The sequence below is a fragment of the Terribacillus sp. AE2B 122 genome, assembly GCF_902497585.1.
Classification (GTDB): domain Bacteria; phylum Bacillota; class Bacilli; order Bacillales; family Amphibacillaceae; genus Terribacillus; species Terribacillus saccharophilus_A.
On record NZ_LR700943.1, the window covers coordinates 296,138 to 316,564 of the forward strand.

A 20,427-nucleotide genomic window follows, 5' to 3' on the forward strand; every position below is an offset into this window, starting at 1 on the left:
TATGGAATATCATAATAGACCAATTGATACGAATGGACAGCAAATACCGGATGATTGGTTCCAGCCGATAGAGAAGGATCTGAACAAAGCGGAAGAAGTAGCCCGTCCGAGTTTGTCTTTTTACAAAGATGCCTGGCTGCGTTTAAAGCAAAACCGGTTAGCCATAACAGGATTATTCTTCTTAATCGTTCTAATCCTAGCAGCCGTCTTTGCTCCAATATTCTCGCCGTATTCCATTTCAGAAGGCGCACTACGGAATCAGAATCTGGCACCATCTGCAGCACACTGGTTCGGCACCGATAATCTGGGACGTGATGTATTCACCCGCCTTTGGCACGGAGCACGTGTTTCGCTGTTTGTCGGAGTAGCTGCTGCCTTGATCGATTTCTTTATCGGAATTATCTATGGCGGTGTCGCAGGCTACAAGGGCGGACGTACTGACAGTGTTATGATGCGTATCATCGAGGTGCTTTACGGGCTGCCGCATCTGCTAGTAGTTATTCTGCTGCTTGTTGTGATGGGACCTAGTCTGTTCACGATAATTGTAGCCCTTACCATCACTGGCTGGATCGGGATGGCCAGAATTGTCCGCGGTCAGGTGATGCAGCTGCGCAACCATGAATATGTACTTGCATCCAAAACATTAGGAGCGAGTACCGGTCGAATCATCCGCAAGAACTTACTGCCGAATACGATGGGTCCGATTATCGTGCAAATCACGCTGACTGTACCATCGGCAATCTTCGCAGAGGCTTTCCTTAGCTTTCTAGGTCTTGGTATACAGGCACCAAATGCGAGCTGGGGATCTATGGCTAATGATGGTCTGTCTGCAATTCTCTCTGGAGATTGGTGGCTGTTGTTCTTCCCGGCATTGTTCATTAGCTTAACAATGTTCGCCTTCAATGTACTGGGTGATGGCTTACGGGATGCATTCGATCCGAAGCTGAGGAGGTGACAGAATGGAAAAGATACTTGAAATTGATGACTTACATGTGCATTTCTCGACATATGGCGGAACTGTCCAGGCTGTCAGGGGTGTGAATCTTTATTTAAACAAAGGAGAGACACTTGCGATTGTTGGGGAATCGGGGAGCGGAAAAAGCGTAACGAGCAACAGTATCATGCAGCTTATCCCATCTCCGTCAGGTAAGATCGTCCGAGGTTCTATTCGTTTCAAAGGCAAGGATCTTGTACAAACATCTAAAAAGGAAATGCGCGCTATCCGTGGTGTCGACATTTCAATGATCTTCCAGGATCCAATGACTGCGCTCAATCCGACCTTGACTGTCGGTGATCAACTGACAGAAGGGCTGAAGCAGCACTCATCAGTGAGCATTGGCAAAGCGAAGGAGAAGGCCATCGAAATGCTTCGTCTTGTCGGTATAACCAATCCGGAGAGCCGGTTGAAGCAGTATCCGCATCAATTCAGCGGCGGTATGCGGCAGCGTATAGTCATTGCCATGGCGCTGATCTGTGAACCGGATTTGCTCATAGCTGATGAACCGACGACGGCACTTGATGTGACCATCCAGGCGCAAATTATGGAGCTGTTTAAAGAGATTCAAGAAAAAACAGGTGTGTCCATCATTCTTGTCACACATGATCTTGGAGTCGTTGCCCGCGTAGCGGATCGTGTCGCAGTTATGTATGGAGGAAAAATTATTGAAACCGGCGATAAGGATGATATCTTTTATCGTCCGCAGCATCCGTACACGATCGGATTGCTGCAATCCGTGCCGCGGCTCGATATGAAAGAAGATATTCTGCAGCCAATCGAAGGGACACCGCCGGATTTGTTTGCACCACCGCAAGGCTGTCCGTTTACTGCCCGCTGTGCACATGCGATGCAGGTATGCGCAAATATACATCCTGCCACCAGTTATCTTTCCGATTCACATCAGGTGGAATGCTGGCTGCAGGATGCACGTGCCAAACGGCAGCCAGTCTGATCAAATTTTAAAGGGGGAAAAGAGATGAAAAGAAACTGGAAATTATCTATGATTGCTTGTCTTGCTGCATTAGTCCTTTTACTTTCTGCATGTACTGCAAATAACAGCGCCGGCGGAAGCGGCGGGGGTGAGGAAGGGGAGGACAAAAAAGTCCTGCGTCTTAATAACGGACAGGAGCCTACATCCCTTGATCCGCCAGAAGGCTTTGACAGTGTATCTTGGGTTATGGTCAACAACTTGATGGAAGGACTGACTCGTCTTGATGAAAGTCACCAGCCACAAGCAGCGATTGCAGAGAGTTGGGATGTCAGCGGGGACGGCAAGGAGTATACGTTCCATCTTCGAGATGATGCCAAGTGGTCCAATGGTGATGACGTTACAGCCAATGATTTTGTCTACGCATGGAAGCATATGCTTGATCCGGAACAGGCTTATCAGCCGGCATTCCTAGCATATGTGATTGAAGGAGCCGAAGCGTATAACAGCGGAGAAGGCAGTGCGGACGATGTTGCTATTGAAGCAGTCGACGAAAAGACGTTCAAGGTGACACTTACAGCACCAACAGGATACTTCCTGAACCTATTGACTAACCCTGCTTTCTTCCCGGTCAATGAAAAAGTCGCAGAAGAAAATCCAGAATGGTTCGCAGAAGCAGACACGTATGTGAGCAACGGTCCATTCAAAATCGACAGCTGGTCGCATGATAAAGAACTAATTATGGTCAAGAACCCGGAATATTGGGACGTTGACACTGTGAAGCTTGATCAAGTGAACTGGGCAATGGTTGCCGATAGGAATACAGAGTATCAAATGTATCAGAGCGGTGACTTAGACAGATCCTCCATCCCAGCAGATAATGCGAAGGAACTGATGGAAAGTGATGAACTGGTAACCGAGGTACAGGCTGGTGATCAATTCCTCCGCTTCAATGTACAGAAAGAACCATTTACGAATGAAAAGATCCGTAAAGCATTTGCGATGGCAATGAATCGTGATGATATCGTCGAGTTTGTCCGTGGTATTGGCGAACAGCCTGCTCGCGGCTTCGTACCATATGGCTTCGAAACACCGGATGGCGGCGATTTCCGTGAAGAGAATGGCGATCTTATTCAAGATGATCCAGCCGAAGCGAAGAAACTGCTCGAAGAAGGCATGCAGGAAGAAGGCTGGGATGAACTGCCTGCTGTGACATTGACTTACGGTACAAATACGGAAAATGAACGCTTAGCAGAAGGCGTGCAGAATATGCTTTCCGAAAACCTAGGAGTGGATGTAACACTGCAGACAGTCGAGTCCAGTGTATTCAGCGAAGAGCAAACAAAGCTCGTCTACCAATTGTTCCGCGGGTCCTTCTTAGCGGATTATGGCGATCCGGTTAACTTCCTGGAGAGCTTTACAACTGAATCCTCTTCTAACCGTACAGGTTGGTCCAATGAAGAATACGATCAGCTGATTGCAGACTCGAAAACACAAAGCGATGAGGCGACGCGTTACGAGATGCTGATGGAAGCAGAGAAAATCTTGATGGATGAAATGCCGATCGCACCGCTTCACTTCTATCAGCATGTGTACTTGCAAAAGACGAATGTGAAGAATGTCATCATGCACCCAGTCGGCTACTTAGAGCTGAAATGGGCGGATATTGAATAAAGCAGAGGAGGAGAAGTGGTGAGAGCCACTTCTTTTCTGTCTGTCATACCATACATATAGACTAGGAGCAGGAGGAGATATTTGTGAAAGCATCTGTATGGAAAAAAGGAGATACAATCGGGATTGTTTCTCCAGCAGGACCGATTAAACGGGAGGAACTCGAGCGGGGGATCAAGATTGTGGAATCATTAGGTCTCCGCGTGAAACTAGGAAAGCATGTGTTTGATAAATATGGCTATCTTGCTGGTAAGGACACTGATCGAGCTGCTGACTTGAACGACATGTTCAAAGATAACGAAGTAAAAGGAATCATATGTAGCAGAGGAGGCTATGGTTCTGGACGAATAGTCGAATTACTCGATTATGAAGTGATCAAACAAAAGCCGAAAGTGCTGCTTGGATACAGTGATATAACGTATTTACATACGGCGATACGGCAGCGGACGGGGCTGATTACTTTTCATGGTCCTATGGTGGCTTCTGACATGGGAGAATCTGATTTTGCCAAACTGAGTTATGATTTGCTGCAGCAGTTTTTCATTCCGCAGGATGTTATCTATACAACGGCTATATCTCCGCTAGAGGCAATCGTGCATGGCAAGGCTACAGGAGCATTAGTAGGAGGCAACCTATCTTTGCTGACGAGCACGCTTGGTACACCAGATGAAATTGATACAAAAGGCAAGCTTCTATTGTTAGAAGATGTTGCAGAACCACCATATAAAATTGACAGTATGCTGAACCAACTGAAGCATGCAGGAAAGCTGGAGCAGGCGGAAGGCATCCTTATCGGAGATTTCACTGATTGTGACGCGAAGGATCCGGAAACGTCACTTTCCTTTGATCAAGTCCTTGTTGATTACCTGACTGACTTGGAAAAACCAGTCCTCAAAGGATTTCGGATCGGACATTGCAATCCGAATATAACGGTGCCGCTCGGGACAGAAGCAACGATGGATACAAAAACGAAAACCTTGCATGTGAGTGCTGGAGTAAGAGCATGAAGGTTGCTCGAATAGATGTATACCAATCAGCCGTTCCTTTGAAAAAAGCCTTCAAGACGGCTCTGCGAACGGTGACAGTAGCAGAGGCTATCGTTGTAAAAGTGACAACAGATGACGGTTTAATTGGCTGGGGTGAAGCCCCGCCGACGCATGTGATTACCGGAGACAGCCTGGCAAGTATTCGTTATACCGTTGAAGCTGTCATCAAACCAGCCATTGTCGGCATGTCACTACTTGAAAGAGATGCATTGTTCCACAAACTGCAGCACTGTCTTGTTGGCAACACAAGCGCCAAAGCGGCAGTTGATATGGCATTGCATGACTGTATTGCACAGTATGCTGGTATGCCGCTATATCAGCTGCTTGGCGGTGCTAAGGATACATTGGAAACGGACTACACTGTCAGTGTCAATACACCTTCGGAAATGGCATCAGACGCATTAGGCTATGCAAAGGATGGTTTCAGCACCTTAAAAATAAAAGTCGGCAAGGACGATATCGAAACAGACATAAAACGGCTTCAAGCAGTTAGGGAGGCAGTTGGCAGCAGCACCATACTTCGTCTTGATGCAAACCAGGGGTGGGATAGGAAGACGGCGGTCCGTGCTATCACCAGGATGGAGGAAATGGGACTCAATATCGAACTCGTGGAACAGCCCGTAGCAGCTGCAGATCTGAAGGGATTACAGTATGTAACAGCAAATGTCGAGACACCAATCATGGCAGATGAAAGCTTATTTTCACCGCAGGATGCCCGTACACTATTGGAAATGCAGGCGGTAGACTTGCTCAACATTAAATTGATGAAAGCAGGCGGTATCCAGCCAGCACTGGATATCGCTCGTATCGCTAAGGCCTATAGTGTAGAGTGTATGGTCGGCTGTATGATTGAATCCCGCATCGGCATCAGTGCTGCAGCGCATCTGGCTGCCAGTCAACTGCATATTACGCGGGTCGATTTTGATGCGCCGCTCATGCTCCGGGAGGATATTGTCACAGGTGGTGTCCGCTATGAAGGAAGCAAACTTCTGCTTAATGCATCACCAGGACTCGGTATACTTGCAGTGGATACTCAAGGGGAGATGGTAATATGAAAGAAAGAGTGATCGCTGTTTCCGTTGCTAATCTGTGGACAAATCCCCACTCTTCCAGACAAGTGGATATACCGATTGTGGCTAATCCATCAGATCCATCTCGCTGGGTGCATGAGCTTTCCCATAACGATCGATTGGAGCTCCATGAAAACAATCTGCTTCAGTCTCAAGTGCTATTCGGTACGACAGTATGGGAAGTGGATAGAAGGGATGACTGGGTCAAAGTAGTGATACCTTCTCAGCCAACACCAAAAGAGGAAGTAGGATATCCTGGCTGGATTCCTGCTCGTCAGCTTGCGGATCCGCTGCCGAAGTCAGATTACATAATTGAAGTACGAGCAAAGCAGGCAACTCTTCTAGTTGAAGATACAGGCGAGGTGGTTGAGCTCAGTTTTTTGACAAAGCTGCCTTTCGTTGAAGATTCAGGAACTGCCTTTACTGTCTTGACACCGCATGGTCGAGGGAGAATCTCTAAGTCCGAAGGCAGCCTCTGGACCCAGCGTGAGGAAGACGGTGAAGCACTAATCATGTTCGCAGAACAATTCATCGGGCTGGACTATTTATGGGGCGGTATGAGCAGCTGGGGTTACGATTGCTCCGGATTTGCTCACAATATGCATCTCGCAGGCGGCTACGTCATTCCAAGGGATGCCAGTGCACAGGCCGTGGAAGGGAAAGGCATAAGTTTGGATCAAGTAAAACCGGGGGATTTGCTGTTCTTCGCCTATGAGAATGGCAAGGGACGTGTCCATCATGTTGGCTTCTATTATGGAGAAGGACAGATGCTGCATGCCCCGAAAACAGGAAAACAAATTGAAATACTGCATTTGGCTGGCACAGTGTATGAAACAGAGCTTTGTGCCATCAGAAGATATTGGAACTGATAGAGTGCCCGCGGGGTACTCTATTTTTTTATGGGGAGATGTTCTAGCAATCCATAGAAGATACATAGAGTAAAGAGTAGACCAGCAGGCAGATAAGGAGGCCCTCTATGCAAAACAAAAAGCCAAGCACAAAACGGCGACGCCTCAAGTCCCACGTCATCATCAGTATCTTGATTGTCTGTTTATTCACCGTCATCGTGGCACTCCCGACATTGATTGTAGTACCATTTATAGACCCCGGTGGAATGGAGAGGACGGCAACGGCAATGGAACAAGAAAAAGAGATCAAGGAAACAGCCAGCGTAGCAGTGGAAGTGAGTCGTACAGCAAGCAATACAGTTGAAACGGTTCCGCTTGAAACGTATGTGACACGAGTGGTCGCGTCTGAGATGCCCGCCGACTTCGAACTGGAGGCACTCAAAGCGCAAGCTGTCGCAGCACGGACATATGTAGTGCGTTATATGGAAGATCACCAAGCAGAGAAACCGGAAGCAATTGAGGTATCGGATTCTACCAGCGACCAAGTATATAAGAACGAAGAGGAGCTCCGCCAGGCATGGGGCAAGGAATATGAGGAAAAAATGACGAAGCTGACAGAGGCTGTGGAAGGAACAAGCGGAGAGATTATCATGTATGACGGCGAACCGATTACGCCTTCTTTTTTCTCCACAAGCAATGGATACACGGAAAATGCGGAGGACTATTGGGAAAATCCACTGCCATATTTGAAATCAGTTGAAAGTCCATGGGATAAGCAATCACCCAAATTTGAGGATCAGAAAGTGATTGAAATCGAAGAAGCAGAAAAGCTGCTCGGTGTCGATATTGATCCGAATAAACCGCCAGGTGAGTTGAAACGTAATAGCAGTCAGCGCGTATCCGAAGTAGAAATTGGCGGCAAGCAGTTTAAAGGCAGGGAAATCCGTGAAAAACTCGGACTCAAATCGACAGATTTCACGTTATCGATGAAAGATAATCATCTGATCTTCCAAACTAAGGGATATGGTCATGGCGTTGGGATGAGTCAATATGGTGCGAATGGCATGGCAGCAGAAGGGAAATCGTACAAGGATATCCTGACGTACTATTACAAGGATACAGAGATTAATAAACTGCCGGCAGAAGGTGCCAAGCTGGTGTCTAAGTAGGTTTGGAAAAATTTTCTGAAACGCATGTATAGGAATCTATCTTTGTGACGACAATGGTTGCAGAGGTGATGATCTATGAAGGAAAAAAATAGCGTTTCAAAATCTAAGTGGAAACGTCTTTTCCGTAAAAAATGGTTTTTCCCAGCATTGTATCTTGGTATTTCTGCTCTGCTTCTGACAGCCGTATTGTGGTACCAAAGCGGTACGAATGATCCGGAACAAGCAGAGGATGACAAAGGCATCTTCGACTCCCTGAATTTCAATGGAAATGAAGAAGCAACTCCTGTAGCAGAACAAGATGAAGTAGTAAAAGCTCCTGTAGCAGAAGATGCAGAGGCGACAGTCGTAACGAAATTCTATGATCACAAAGCAGACAGCGAAGCCCAAGAGAATGCACTCGTACTCTACGACAACAAATACTATCAAAGCACCGGAGTGGATTACGCTGCAGCTGATGGCGAAGCCTTCGACGTCCTAGCCGCATTGAGCGGTACAGTGACAGAAGTGAAGGAAGATGCCCTGCACGGTAACGTTGTTCAGATCGAGCATAAAAATGGAGTAGCAACATATTATGCTAGTCTGGAAGATGTGAAAGTAGAAGCAGGCCAAGAAGTGAAGCAAGGTGATGTGCTTGCAACAGCAGGACAAAGCCTATTTGCAAAAGATAAAGCAACCCATTTGCACTTCGAAGTGCTTAATGGCGATACACCTGTAAACCCGGAAAGCTTTTTCAATCAGCCTGTAAGCAAATTGCAGGAAGCTAAAAAGGAAACAGAAGCAGTACAGGAAGAAACAGCTGACACAGCTGGGCAGAACGAACAAACGGAGACAGAAGCTCCAGCGGAAGAAAATGCTGATGCTGAAGCAACTCCAACAGACGAATCAGGTGATAAAGAAGAAACACCAGACAGATCTGATGAAGAAAAATCTCCAGAACAAGATGAGCAGCCTGAGGACGAAGCAACATCTTCCTCCTCTTCAGCTCAGACTTGATTCTTAGAAGCACCCCAAGCCCGGGGTGCTTTTTCTTTAGGCATAAAGCCGTCCATCAATAAAACCAAGAAACCTAATAATTTGTCGAACGAATCAGCCTTGAAACCGCTTGAAATTATCTGAAAAGATGGAATAATGAAATGGTGCAAAACACAAAATGAAAGTCGAAGTCAAGTGATTATATGGAGGTAAGATTGGGAAATGTGAGAGGAGAAAGGAACGTTGAATCAATCAAGTTTGCGTAAGGAAGCGACTGACTTGGGCAAGCTCTCAGTAGCATCAGGCCGGATGACAGATCTTTGGTCATTCACTCAGCTAGTGGAGAAAAGTCACGGTGTAAAGCAGGTTGTAGACCTGGCAGCAAGTTTCTGTGTCCATTCCGCTTCTGCCGATGTTCAGCTGGCAGGGATGGATTTCCTTGGGATGAATTACTACGAAGAAGAGCTTCGGCAGCTGATCCAGAAGAATAAGCAATCATTGCACCAGCGAAATAGATCGTATGCTTATTTATATGAATTAATAATCCAATACCAGGCGTACAAGCTGCCAGGTGACGAGTTTGAAAGGCAGATCAGCCGCCATCAAGCAGATTTTCCGGAGGCGAAGGCCTTGGTTCTGTTCGGCAGGATCTACCAGCATTTTCAATGCCATGATTATCATGCTATCGGCAACTATTTGGATGAATTACAGGAAACGATTTTACTTATCAAAGACTATTTCCTGCGTATCATGATGAATGTCCGGATGGACAAGCTGCTGTTCCAGTATCACTGGAAACGGAACGAATTAATCATTGCCAGAAAACATAGCAGAAACATTCTCCAACATACATATCTGCCAGCCCAGCGTTCTGTACAGCATTATAAGATGGGTTTGACTTACCTTTTCGATGATAAGATTGCAAGCTTTTCTCATCTTGCTGAAGGAAGCAAGATGTCAAAACAGTATAACATCACTTGCCTTGCACAATTGCTCGACAGGCAAGTTCTGCCAATTGTAGCTGCCCACTTCGGTATTCTGCATACGTATCTTACAGATGATCCCCTTGCTCTTGCCTATATCGAGTTTCAGCTTGGCGAGGTAGAAAGTGCAAGAAAGCGCTATCCTAAGTGGGAACCTGAAAAACAAACAGCATTTTATAAATACTTCTATGGAATCATCCACCAGAATAAGGATTATCTAGTATCATCCTATCACCTATTCATCCGCAGACATAAAGACTTCTATTTTTCCCGTTTACCTATGTATGCCATTCAAAAAATAGATAACCGCAGACCCTCCACCAGCTGAGAGGGTCTTTTTTATGGAATAAAACGGCCCTGCAACTAATAAGATGTTACAAACCCAAGCAAGTGTTTGAAGGGAACGAGTGTGAAGCGCTTAACGCCGCAGATGCCCAATCATCTATGACTTGCACAAGAAAAATACATACCCGAATTACTTCATCGCTTCTCATCTTGTCTCATGAACATCAAGAACCGTCAACTTAAGGAGGCATGGGCTGTGCATGATTATATCAAGGAGCGCACGGTGCGCATAGGTAAGCACATTGTGGAGACGAAGAAGACAGTTCGCGTGATTGCAAAAGAATTCGGTGTATCCAAGAGTACCGTGCATAAAGATCTGACAGAAAGACTGCCGGAAATCAATCCGGATTTGGCCAATGAAGTGAAGGAGATTCTTGATTACCACAAAGCTATCCGCCATCTGAGGGGCGGGGAAGCAACTAAACTCAAGTATAAGCTGGAAACAAACACGGACGCTCCTGCCTAAAACCCAACTTTCATCCTGTAAAGGTACATCCAATCCCTTTCCAATATTCCTACTTTTATCCTTATTTTCTTTCATAATTTGCTACTATTCTCCATGTTTTGTGCTACACTATAAGATAAGTAGCATTATGTTCTCGAACGGATGCGACACAAGTTTCTATCTTTACAGGGAGGATCTGAGGATATTGGCACGAGATATAGGAATTGACCTCGGTACGGCAAACGTACTAATACATGTAAAAGGAAAAGGAATCGTTCTGAATGAACCATCCGTTGTCGCGATGGACAGAATTACAGGAAATGTACTAGAAGTTGGGGAAGAAGCACGACGCATGGTAGGTAGAACACCTGGAAATATTGAGGCGATTCGTCCGTTGAAGGACGGCGTAATCGCTGACTTTGATGTAACAGAAGCGATGCTCCGCTATTTCATCAACAAGATCAATGTAAAAGGTTTTCTATCCAAACCGCGCATGCTGATTTGCTGCCCAACGAACATTACAAAAGTAGAGCAAAAAGCAATCAGGGAAGCGGCGGAAAAATCCGGCGGTAAGAAAGTATATTTGGAGGAAGAACCAAAAATTGCTGCTATTGGTGCAGGAATGGAAATTTTCCAGCCTAGCGGTAACATGGTTGTCGATATCGGCGGCGGCACAACAGATGTTGCTGTTCTTTCCATGGGTGACATCGTGACAGCACAGTCCATTCGGATGGCTGGAGATAAGTTCGATGCAGAAATCCTGCAGTATATCAAACGTAAATATAAGCTATTGATCGGTGAACGCACAGCCGAGAATATCAAAATCGAAATCGCAACAGTGTTCGAAGGCGCACGTCAAGAATCAATTGATATCCGCGGCCGGGATATGGTAAGCGGTCTTCCGCGTACGATTACTGTTTATTCGGAAGAAATAGAAGAAGCACTGCGTGAGTCGGTTGCCTTGATTGTACAAGCGGCGCGTACGGTACTGGAACAGACACCTCCTGAGCTGTCTGCAGATATCATTGACCGCGGTATCATCCTTACTGGCGGCGGAGCACTGCTGCACGGTATTGACCAGCTGCTTGCTGAACAATTGAAGGTTCCTGTATTCATTGCAGAAGATCCGATGGGTTGTGTAGCAAAAGGTACTGGCATCATGCTTGAAAACATCGATAAACTGGAAAAACGAAAAGTAGTATGATAATTTGACCTCTTCTGTATCTTATGTATACGGAAGAGGTTCAATTCGTTTAGGATTCTGCCGATATAATAGATAGAAACCAAAAACATTGGCATCTAACTGCCTTAGGAGGACCGAACATTGCTAAAAGGATTATATACAGCTGCATCCGGTATGCTCGCCCAGCAGCGCAGACAAGAAGTGCTGTCTAATAACTTAGCTAATGCGAATACGAATGGATACAAAGCAGATCAAGGGCAGCTGCGGGCTTTTCCGGAAATGCTTCTGAAATCGATGGAAAGCAAGCAGACATCGGCGGATAACTCCCGTTATGTTACGACTTCCAAGGAAATCGGCAGTATCAATTCCGGCGTATATGTGCAGGAGACGATTCCGAACTTTGTTCAAGGAGATTTGCGTGAAACAGGCATCAGTACCGATACGGCTTTGGTGGACGGTATGTATCCGGATGAAAATGGTTCTGTATTTTTCAATCTGCAGACAGCAGATGGCGAAGCATATACTCGAAACGGTAATTTTACCGTCGATGAAGAAGGCTTTCTGACGAACGACCAAGGCAGCTATGTGCTTGATACGACAGGCAATCCAGTTCAGACGAACAATCAGACGTATACAATGTCAGCAGACGGTACGATGCAATTTAACGACGGCAGAAACATCCAGCTTGGACTGACATATGTCCAGGATGCAAATTTGCTGGACAAGCAGGGTGAAAACGTTTATACCGCTAGTGAGGAAGCCCAGACAGCAGATGCCCGAGCGACGGCTGGCGTGACGTACAATATCGTCCAGGGAGCAGTAGAAGGCTCGAATGTCGACTTGCAGCAGACAATGGCAGACATGATGCAGGCATACCGGACGTTCGAAACGAACCAAAAAGTATTGACAGCATATGATGATAGCCTTGGAAAAGCAGTCAATGAAGTCGGGAAGCTGTAAAGGAGGAGCAAAATGAGCAGGATGATGACACAGGCTGCCGTAACAATGGGGCAGCTGCAGCAGCGATTGGATTTAATCGCAAATAATATGGCGAATACAAATACATCAGGCTATAAAGCGCAGACCTCTAATTTCTCTTCCTTGCTTTATCAGCAGATGAACAACCCGCCGAATGATGAGGCGAATACAACAAGCCGTAGCACGAGTGACGGTATCCGGATCGGATCAGGAGCATACATGAGCAGTACGAATCCGCTCATGACGATGGGAACGATCCAGACGACAGACCGAAATCTTGATGCAGCACTTGTGAACGACAACCAATACTTTACGATTACAGGCGATGATGGACAGCAGCGCTATACACGTTCTGGCAATTTCTATCTCCAGCCGCAGCAGGATGGGACAGTTGCATTGACAACCGCAGATGGAGATTTGGTGAACGGTGTCGATGGACCTATTGCATTACAGTCGGATTTTGATAGTATTACAATCAATGACCGCGGAGAAATTGTTGTTGAACGTAATGGAGAAAATGCTGTTGAAGCCAACCTTCAGATCACAGCTATTGATAATCCACGCGTTCTGACACGTACAGGTGATACTGCCTTTGAATTGGCTGATCCCGCTCTTGCCCAAGTGCTAGGTGCAGGAGACGTTGAACTGCAGGCAGGCAGCCTGGAAGGCTCGAACGTTGATCTTAGTGAACAAATGACTGCAATGGTGAATACACAGCGCGCTTATCAGTTCAATGCACGCTCGATTTCCATGAGTGATCAGATGAGCGGACTCATTAACCAGATTAGATAAGAATAAGGAGCCAGAACGCTATGTCGAGTAATGCATCCAAACTCCAAACAAAAGAACAACATGATAAACAGAAGCAGGCAGAAGGAGAAAAAGCGCCGAAAAAACAGCGGAGAAGATTATTTCCAATATGGCTCCGTCTGCTTGTAGTGCCGATTATCCTGATCATCTTCCTGTTGCTAGGTTTGCTCTTCGGGTATGGTGTACTTGGAGATGGCAATGCACTGGACGTCCTCAAACGAGATACATGGACACATATTTATGACTTGGTAAACCAAAAGTCATAGAAAAAGCTGGCTCCGGATTCCGGAACCAGCTTTTTCTATTTCCTGCCCCTGCTCTTTCTAATTGCATAAATAACGAACATGATCACAGCAATGATAAGGAAAATGTGAATGACCCCTCCGAGAATATTGAAAATGACACCAATGAGCCAGAATGCGACTACGATGATGCCGATCCATAATAAAAGATTAAGCAATTGGCTTCCCTCCCAGCAATTTTATGGAACAATACCCTTAACGCAGAACGCGTTAAACATGCAAGCCTCATTTTTGGTATAATACGTTAGGAAAGACAACCATTCAGGAGGCTCACCATATTATGTATGATGTTCAAAAAATCCAAGAAATAATCCCGCATCGCTATCCTTTCTTGCTTGTGGATCAAATAACTGAAATCGAAGAAGGCAAACGCGCTGTCGGAAAGAAGAATGTAACAATCAATGAACCATTCTTCCAAGGACATTTCCCAGATTATCCGGTAATGCCAGGTGTCTTGATCCTTGAAGCTCTTGCACAGACAGGTGCATTTGCGATGCTGATGAAGGAAGAAAACAAAGGGAAAATTGGCTTCCTTGCCGGTGTTGATAAATGCCGCTTCAAACGACAGGTTAAACCAGGTGATACATTGAAGCTGGAAGTAGAGATTGTCCGTTTGAAGGGACCAATCGGTAAAGGCAAAGCAACGGCAACTGTTGATGGAGAGCTTGCTTGCGAAGCGGAAATCACTTTTGCAATTAAATAAGAGGGCGAAGCGTATGCTTCGTCCTTTTTTACTATTTTTTACATCTCCTTTACATATTGGAGTGGCTATTTATAGTAATATAGTCTTGTATCAGTCAATATTGGAGGGGGAAATTATGCAAATAGAAAAAAGGGAACAGTACATCATTACCCGCAATACTATTGCTGTGTTTCGTTTGCACGACCCAGTGTATCAATCCCGTGTTCTTGAAGCCGATAAAGAAATATTAGTGGAACAATCACCTCTTTCGATCATTGACCATAGCTGTATGCAGTACGGATCCTCCTATGAGGGCAGGGTACATGCAATTGGCAGACTTCTGCGGACGGACAAGAAGGTGCCTATTCCAGTGCATCCGGCTCATGGCGTTTTTATGCTCCCAACTTCCTCACCTACGAACACCAATTGCGTCTGGCTGTCTTTCTATCATATTCAATCCTATAAAGAAAAGAAAAGTCGCACTCAAGTCAGCTTTTATAATGGTACTGCACTGTTTGTGGAAACGTCTGAACGTTCCTTCGACCAGCAGTATAAAAGGACAGGTACTGTCATCGCCTTACTCAATAATGAACATTTCTTCATGGGATTAAGCTTATCCTGAAACTATCAATCACTTCTTCTGCCGAAGCTGTTATGTTATCATGTAAACTATAATTACCAGCTTTGGAGTGGAGGAGGAAACCTGTCTTATGCGCGACACATACACCGGAGCTGATCTTCTGGAGCAGCTGCTGCTTCATAAAGACCAGCTTTTAACATCAATCAGACGGGAGGATATCGCCCTCGATGCATTTTTGCGCCAAGAAGCGAGACGACCTGATCACAATCCAGTATTTCGATATGTATTGAAGCACTACATAGGTTTGGTCAATCCCAATCTGACAGAGGCATTCGAACATACCTACTTCCGTCTGTTTCAGGAAGCCGCACGTCAGCCGGACAAGCTGAAAATTGTCGGTTTGACAGCAGCATTATATGAAGTGAGAAACCGCCGGGGCAACCCTTCGATGCAATTTCCCCTCGTTACACATATGCTGCATCTACTGAATGTGCATTATCCGATATATGATCCGGCTAGAATCGCATTTCTCGGTTTGCCGTCGGCCAATCACCTAATCGGATTCGATAAGAAGATGACGCGTTATATCGAACAATACCGTCACCTTTTCGAATTTTACCAATCGATCTTGCGGGACAGCCGTTGTGACGCACTGGCTGCTGCATTTGATGAGCATTTCCAAAACCATAGCTACGAGCGTCCAAGTAATGCCAAGAAGTTAGATTTGCTTGTGCAGGCATTCAGCCAAACTATCTAAGCACTTACCCAAGGTAAGTGCTTTTTTTTTGTGGGAAAAATTAGGGCTAAATGGATAGAGTTTGTAATCATATTGCGCACAGATTGTGTTGTCATTACAGTTCTGTTAAAAGTATTGCGGCACCCTGATCATAGGGTATATAAAGAGAAAAAGACGGATAGAATCTCTTAGTACAAAGAAAGCAGGTAGATGCACATGACGAGAAATTACTCCATTGATTTCTTCAAATGCCTTGCGATCTTCGGTGTTGTTTGTATTCATACACACACATTCCGAGACACCGCTGTCCCATTCGGAAATGGGGAAACTTGGGCATTCATCATCGATACAATCGCGCGCTTCTCAGTACCATTTTTCTTTGCAGCATCTGGCTATCTATTCGCCATGAAGCTGCAGCGAACAGATGATACATTCGCATACTTCAAACGCTATACTGGAAAGCTGATCAGTTTGCTTGCAGCTTGGTTTGCTTTTTATTGGGTATATGATTTTATAAAAATGCTTTCTACTTCAAACGGAACCATGAGTGAGCAAAAAGCTGAGCTGACGGCATACTTTCAGGATACCTTCCAATGGCGCACATTATTGGATGGGATATCTTATACGCAATTTCAGCTTTGGTTTATGTTCGCTTTGATTTTTTCAATCATCATCATTTATGCTGCTTACAGATTACGTCTAATGAAGCTTACATTGCTAGTAGGTCTTGTGCTTAATCTGATTGGTCTTCTGGGTCAATCTTATGGAGAACTTTTCCATGTCACAATGGAGGAGACAACAAGAAACGGAATTTACTTCGGTTTATTCTATACAGCATTAGGAGCTTGTTTTGGTTTATATGAAAAACAAATTGTCCATGCAGCGCAATCAATTCGAGTAAGGACGATCGGTATACTAGTTGCTGCTGGCTTTGCCCTGCAGCTGATAGAGCGTTCTACCCTTTATTACGGGCTGGATTTGCCGCAAGGAGAGTATCTCATCAGTACTATTCCTTTGACGATATTCCTTCTTCTGTTCACCTTGAAAGCACGTAACATTGGAAAGCATCGTTATGTAAGCATCATTGCCAAGAATGTAGTCGGTATCTACTTGGTTCATACTCTATGGCGCAGCATTTTAGATCAGGCACTAGATCAATCAGCTGTGACTCATACGTTTGCCTGGGGTATTCTTTATGCGCCTATTCTATATATGTTATCTCTGCTATCATATGTGGGATTACAATATTTAAAAGACAAACTCAGCAACCCAGTAGTACCAAGAAGAGCGAAGCAGCGCACTGCTCTTCGTCCAAGCAACAGTCTTATCAAATGACTGGCATTTTGCCAGTCTATTTTTTTATTGTAAATATATGTGCAAATTTTGAAAAATTACGGTAATCTTTTACTATATACATAGAAAAAGGATGGCAGAACATGACATATCATACGAATCCTTTCCGTCTCTTGACTAACCCGAAGGAGACATTATTCAAACTGCGGGAAGCGGAACAGCTGCGTGGCCATTGGTTATGGACTGTCCTGATCCTGCTCGCTTTCTGTCTCGTCTTTGCTGCACTAGGATGGGTTGGTGCCGGGACAGAGACGCTGAATCAATTGAATGCAGTGTACATAGGTTCGGATTACGAATCCGCGAAGTTTTCGTTCATCATCGGACGACTCGTCTGGGGACTCGGACTCGGACTTCTCGTAATCTTTGTTGTGTCTCTCGTATTTTATCTGTTTTATGAAATTCCTTATCAGAAACTAGTTGTGATCCAGTTAAGTGTTGGGGTTGTATTTCTACTGGAAGCTCTATCCTGGCTGCTTCTATTACTAGCAGCAGGCTTGGAATGGGATCGATCGCCGTTTTCACTTGGAGTCATGGCCGATCTGTTTACAGACAGACCCTGGGTCATCAGCTTGTTTGGTGCAGTATCATTGTTCCAACTGCTCATCCTGTATTTCCAAACCAGATGCCTGCTTTTGCTGTTCCCTGCAAAACGATGGCATGTATGGGCTGTTGTCGGCATGATCTATCTTTGCTACATGCTAATGCTGACACTGCTTGGCGGAATTGGGAATAAGATTGTTGCATTCATCTTCGCATAGGAGGGCTTGAAGGATGATGAAAAAGCTAATACTAGCATTAGGAATCGTCCTTGTACTGGTCAACATTGCCATCCTGTTTTTGGATGATGATGGCCGGGTAGGCAGGACAAATTATATACATAAGTGGGAGCAAGTAACAGCGCAGGATGTAAAAGAGACGTTAACTGTTCCGGGTGTACTTACCTCTGCAAAGGAAGAGCCAGTCTATTTTGATTCAGAATCAGGAGCTGTGTCGGAAATGCTTGTAGAGCCTGGTGATACAGTAGAAGAGGGCGCTGACCTTTTCAGTTACCGAGTAGCTGATTATGCAAAAACATATCGTGAACTAACTGCTAGCATTACCTCGCTGGATGAAAAGGTGATGGCAGTCGAGCAGGCAATTTCAGAAGCAGGTGAGTCTGATTTTGCGGCTGCCGCATTTTCAGAAGATGTGAATGATCCAGAAACGATAGACGAATCTGAGAACGAAGAAGATACGGATGCAGCTAGTGAAGCGCTGCAGCAGGCAACGGAAGAACAGACTACCCAATTGCAGGAACAATACCGCATCAGTCTGGAAAAAGAGCTTGCTGAGAAGAATGCGGAGCTGACTGCAGCAGAAGAGCAGCTGGCAGGTTTGGAGGAGACAGGTGAATTTGTGACTGTCACGAGTCCATCTGCAGGAACTGTTAAATCCATCGATGAATCTGGGAATAAGCCTGTTATTACTTTACAGAGCAGTGATCTCGTCATTACCGGAGAACTGACCGAAGCAGAGCGGAAACAGGTGCAGAATGCTATGACGATTGAAGCCAAGCTTGATGATGGACCTGCTTTGGAAGGGGAAATCACGGAGTTGGCTGAACAACCAGCTGCTACCGATGGTAAGGAAAGTATGTATAAGTTTGAAGCATCTTATCTTGCAGAAGATGAACAAGCCAATAAGCTTTTAGCTGGCTATCATTTAGATACTGATATTTTACTTGCCTATGCCAGTCAAGCTCCTACAGTGAAACCAGCGCAGGTGGAAGACGATCAAGTTTGGAAAATGGCAAATGGTCAACTGTTCACTACCAAAGTGGGGATCGGGGCGCAGAACGATAAACAGGCAGCGATTACATCTGGTCTGGAAGCAGGAGCATTCCTTCCGGCAAATCAAGGTGATTATTACCAAAATGAACCTTTCGTTACGCCATGGAAAGCCCAGCAAATGAATTGGTCGACTTGGAATGATTCCTTCACAAGCTATGAGTTCCTGCTCGGTCTGCTGGATCATTGATTGTAAATTGTTTCTAAAGAAGTAGACGATCTTACTGCAAGCACTGTCGAATAAGCGTACAATTTGTTTACAATTAAGTACGTAAGGGGCACATTTTATGAAAGTTCACTTGATCGCAAATATGTATCCAAGCAAGCAGCATCCCAATTATGGGGTGTTTGTCGAAAATACGGAGAAGATTCTTGCACAGTCGGGAGTAACATTCGACCGTACTGTCGTCACAAAACAATCGAGCTCCATCGGGAAGCTGATTGCCTATGCTAGTCACTTTATCAAAGTAATCGGAAAATCAGTATTCCGCAAATACGATGTTACCTATGTGCATTATGCAACGCATAATTCAATTCCGGTGCTGATTGCCAAGAAATTGAATAAGAATATGGTTGTTTACACAAATGTGCACGGCAGTGATGTTGTGCCAGAGTTTCAGAAACGGCAGAAATACCAGCCCTATGTGAAGCGGTTGTTAGAAGTATCTGATACTGTTATTACACCAAGCGCTTATTATAAGCAGCTTGTGCAGCAGAAATACGGTTTGACGAATCGGATCGAAATATTTCCTTCTGGCGGTATCAACAAACATACCTTTTATGAGAAGGAAACAAAGCTAGCTTGCCAGGAGCTGGAGATTAAAGCAGCATATAGCTATATTGGATTTGTGGGACGAATTGATAGAGGAAAAGGCTGGGGTGTCTATCTGAAGGCTGCAAAGCTGTTGAAGGAACAAGGCAAATTGGAAAACCATAAGCTATTGTTCATTGGTGATGGATTGGAGAAAGAAAGCTTCGATAAATTGGTAGACGATTATGGCTTACGGGAAGATCTCGTGCATTTCCCGCTTCTGTCCCAGCAAAAGCTGAACAGCGTATACAATAGTATGACTGTGTTCTGTTTTCCAACTATGCGAGAAGGAGAAAGCCTTGGGCTTGTAGGTCTAGAAGCTATGGCATGCGGAACACCTGTTATCGGCAGCCGGATGGCAGGACTGTTAGACTACATGAAACACAGCAGGAATGGCTTTCTTTTTGAACCGGGATCAGCTGAGGAGCTGGCTGGATGCATTAATACTTATATGGAGCTGCCAGAAGCAGCGAAGCTGTCGATGAAAGAAGAGGCAAAACAGACAGCAGCAGCTTATGAAGTGGAAGCAATTAAGCCACGTCTATCGGAAATATTCTCTGTATGAAGTCCAACCGCGGTTGGACTTTTTTTATTAAGGAATTGTAAAATCGAGTTTCGCAATGTTAAATTTCTTCCGATTGTCTAGTAAAATCCACCTACCCTTTTTATAGTTTAAAAGAGGCAATACAAAA

The 20,427-nt window shown here is 45.1% G+C and carries 22 protein-coding genes; 21 read left to right on the forward strand and 1 reads right to left on the reverse strand.

Translation table 11 applies throughout. The annotated features are described in order from the left end of the window. Position 1 precedes the first annotated feature (1 nt). The 14 genes from AE2B122_RS06750 (at position 2) to AE2B122_RS06815 (ending at position 13,711) form a co-directional block, all read left to right on the forward strand. The gene (locus tag AE2B122_RS06750) at positions 2 to 955 is read left to right on the forward strand and encodes an ABC transporter permease (RefSeq protein WP_095268298.1); all 954 of its coding nucleotides are present in this window, start codon (positions 2 to 4) and stop codon (positions 953 to 955) included. A gap of 4 nt (positions 956 to 959) precedes the next feature. Then, positions 960 to 1,949, forward strand: a complete 990-nt coding sequence (locus tag AE2B122_RS06755) for an ABC transporter ATP-binding protein (RefSeq protein WP_095219345.1) — start codon at positions 960 to 962, stop codon at positions 1,947 to 1,949. A gap of 24 nt (positions 1,950 to 1,973) precedes the next feature. Next, positions 1,974 to 3,599: a peptide ABC transporter substrate-binding protein gene (locus AE2B122_RS06760; RefSeq protein ID WP_175073447.1), complete on the forward strand. Its 1,626-nt coding sequence runs from the start codon at positions 1,974 to 1,976 to the stop codon at positions 3,597 to 3,599. Positions 3,600 to 3,676: 77 nt separating this feature from the next. Then, positions 3,677 to 4,603, forward strand: coding sequence for an LD-carboxypeptidase (locus tag AE2B122_RS06765; protein ID WP_095268300.1), 927 nt, complete (start codon positions 3,677 to 3,679; stop codon positions 4,601 to 4,603). Then, positions 4,600 to 5,697, forward strand: coding sequence for a dipeptide epimerase (locus AE2B122_RS06770; RefSeq protein ID WP_095268301.1), 1,098 nt, complete (start codon positions 4,600 to 4,602; stop codon positions 5,695 to 5,697). Before AE2B122_RS06765 ends, AE2B122_RS06770 begins: the two co-directional genes overlap by 4 nt. Next, positions 5,694 to 6,581 (forward strand): NlpC/P60 family protein, encoded by an 888-nt coding sequence (locus AE2B122_RS06775; protein ID WP_095268302.1) that lies wholly within the window; start codon positions 5,694 to 5,696, stop codon positions 6,579 to 6,581. Before AE2B122_RS06770 ends, AE2B122_RS06775 begins: the two co-directional genes overlap by 4 nt. A gap of 107 nt (positions 6,582 to 6,688) precedes the next feature. Further along, a complete protein-coding gene (gene spoIID / locus AE2B122_RS06780; protein ID WP_095219350.1) occupies positions 6,689 to 7,729 on the forward strand; it encodes a stage II sporulation protein D in 1,041 nt (346 codons plus the stop codon). A 75-nt stretch (positions 7,730 to 7,804) separates the two neighbouring features. After that, positions 7,805 to 8,722 (forward strand): peptidoglycan DD-metalloendopeptidase family protein, encoded by a 918-nt coding sequence (locus AE2B122_RS06785; RefSeq protein ID WP_095268303.1) that lies wholly within the window; start codon positions 7,805 to 7,807, stop codon positions 8,720 to 8,722. Positions 8,723 to 8,944: 222 nt separating this feature from the next. Next, positions 8,945 to 10,012, forward strand: coding sequence for an AimR family lysis-lysogeny pheromone receptor (locus AE2B122_RS06790; RefSeq protein ID WP_095268304.1), 1,068 nt, complete (start codon positions 8,945 to 8,947; stop codon positions 10,010 to 10,012). Positions 10,013 to 10,225: 213 nt separating this feature from the next. Further along, complete coding sequence (spoIIID, locus tag AE2B122_RS06795; protein ID WP_038564118.1) at positions 10,226 to 10,495, forward strand: sporulation transcriptional regulator SpoIIID; 270 nt, start codon at positions 10,226 to 10,228, stop codon at positions 10,493 to 10,495. Between the two features lie 181 nt (positions 10,496 to 10,676). Next, complete coding sequence (locus AE2B122_RS06800) at positions 10,677 to 11,678, forward strand: rod shape-determining protein (RefSeq protein WP_095219418.1); 1,002 nt, start codon at positions 10,677 to 10,679, stop codon at positions 11,676 to 11,678. Between the two features lie 120 nt (positions 11,679 to 11,798). After that, entirely contained in the window at positions 11,799 to 12,617 is an 819-nt protein-coding gene (locus tag AE2B122_RS06805; protein ID WP_095268305.1) for a flagellar hook-basal body protein, read from the forward strand. 12 nt (positions 12,618 to 12,629) lie between these two features. Continuing rightward, positions 12,630 to 13,427, forward strand: coding sequence for a flagellar hook-basal body protein (locus AE2B122_RS06810; protein WP_095219354.1), 798 nt, complete (start codon positions 12,630 to 12,632; stop codon positions 13,425 to 13,427). A 20-nt stretch (positions 13,428 to 13,447) separates the two neighbouring features. Then, entirely contained in the window at positions 13,448 to 13,711 is a 264-nt protein-coding gene (locus AE2B122_RS06815) for a DNA-directed RNA polymerase subunit beta (protein ID WP_095219355.1), read from the forward strand. Between the two features lie 35 nt (positions 13,712 to 13,746). Here AE2B122_RS06815 and AE2B122_RS06820 read toward each other — a convergent pair whose 3' ends face one another. After that, on the reverse strand, positions 13,747 to 13,905 hold the full coding sequence (locus AE2B122_RS06820; RefSeq protein WP_123921910.1) for a lmo0937 family membrane protein: 159 nt from the start codon (positions 13,903 to 13,905) through the stop codon (positions 13,747 to 13,749). 122 nt (positions 13,906 to 14,027) lie between these two features. Here AE2B122_RS06820 and fabZ point away from each other — a divergent pair, with 122 nt between their 5' ends. The 7 genes from fabZ (at position 14,028) to AE2B122_RS06855 (ending at position 20,300) form a co-directional block, all read left to right on the forward strand. Further along, entirely contained in the window at positions 14,028 to 14,450 is a 423-nt protein-coding gene (fabZ, locus tag AE2B122_RS06825) for a 3-hydroxyacyl-ACP dehydratase FabZ (RefSeq protein ID WP_095268306.1), read from the forward strand. Positions 14,451 to 14,565: 115 nt separating this feature from the next. Then, the gene (locus AE2B122_RS06830) at positions 14,566 to 15,051 is read left to right on the forward strand and encodes a competence protein ComK (RefSeq protein WP_175073449.1); all 486 of its coding nucleotides are present in this window, start codon (positions 14,566 to 14,568) and stop codon (positions 15,049 to 15,051) included. 88 nt (positions 15,052 to 15,139) lie between these two features. Continuing rightward, the gene (locus tag AE2B122_RS06835) at positions 15,140 to 15,766 is read left to right on the forward strand and encodes a hypothetical protein (RefSeq protein ID WP_175073450.1); all 627 of its coding nucleotides are present in this window, start codon (positions 15,140 to 15,142) and stop codon (positions 15,764 to 15,766) included. Positions 15,767 to 15,961: 195 nt separating this feature from the next. Next, a complete protein-coding gene (locus AE2B122_RS06840) occupies positions 15,962 to 17,080 on the forward strand; it encodes an acyltransferase (protein ID WP_175073451.1) in 1,119 nt (372 codons plus the stop codon). 101 nt (positions 17,081 to 17,181) lie between these two features. Beyond that, complete coding sequence (locus AE2B122_RS06845; protein WP_175073452.1) at positions 17,182 to 17,856, forward strand: hypothetical protein; 675 nt, start codon at positions 17,182 to 17,184, stop codon at positions 17,854 to 17,856. A 13-nt stretch (positions 17,857 to 17,869) separates the two neighbouring features. Beyond that, entirely contained in the window at positions 17,870 to 19,114 is a 1,245-nt protein-coding gene (locus tag AE2B122_RS06850; protein ID WP_175073453.1) for an efflux RND transporter periplasmic adaptor subunit, read from the forward strand. A gap of 97 nt (positions 19,115 to 19,211) precedes the next feature. Further along, on the forward strand, positions 19,212 to 20,300 hold the full coding sequence (locus tag AE2B122_RS06855) for a glycosyltransferase (RefSeq protein ID WP_175073454.1): 1,089 nt from the start codon (positions 19,212 to 19,214) through the stop codon (positions 20,298 to 20,300). Positions 20,301 to 20,427 lie beyond the last annotated feature (127 nt).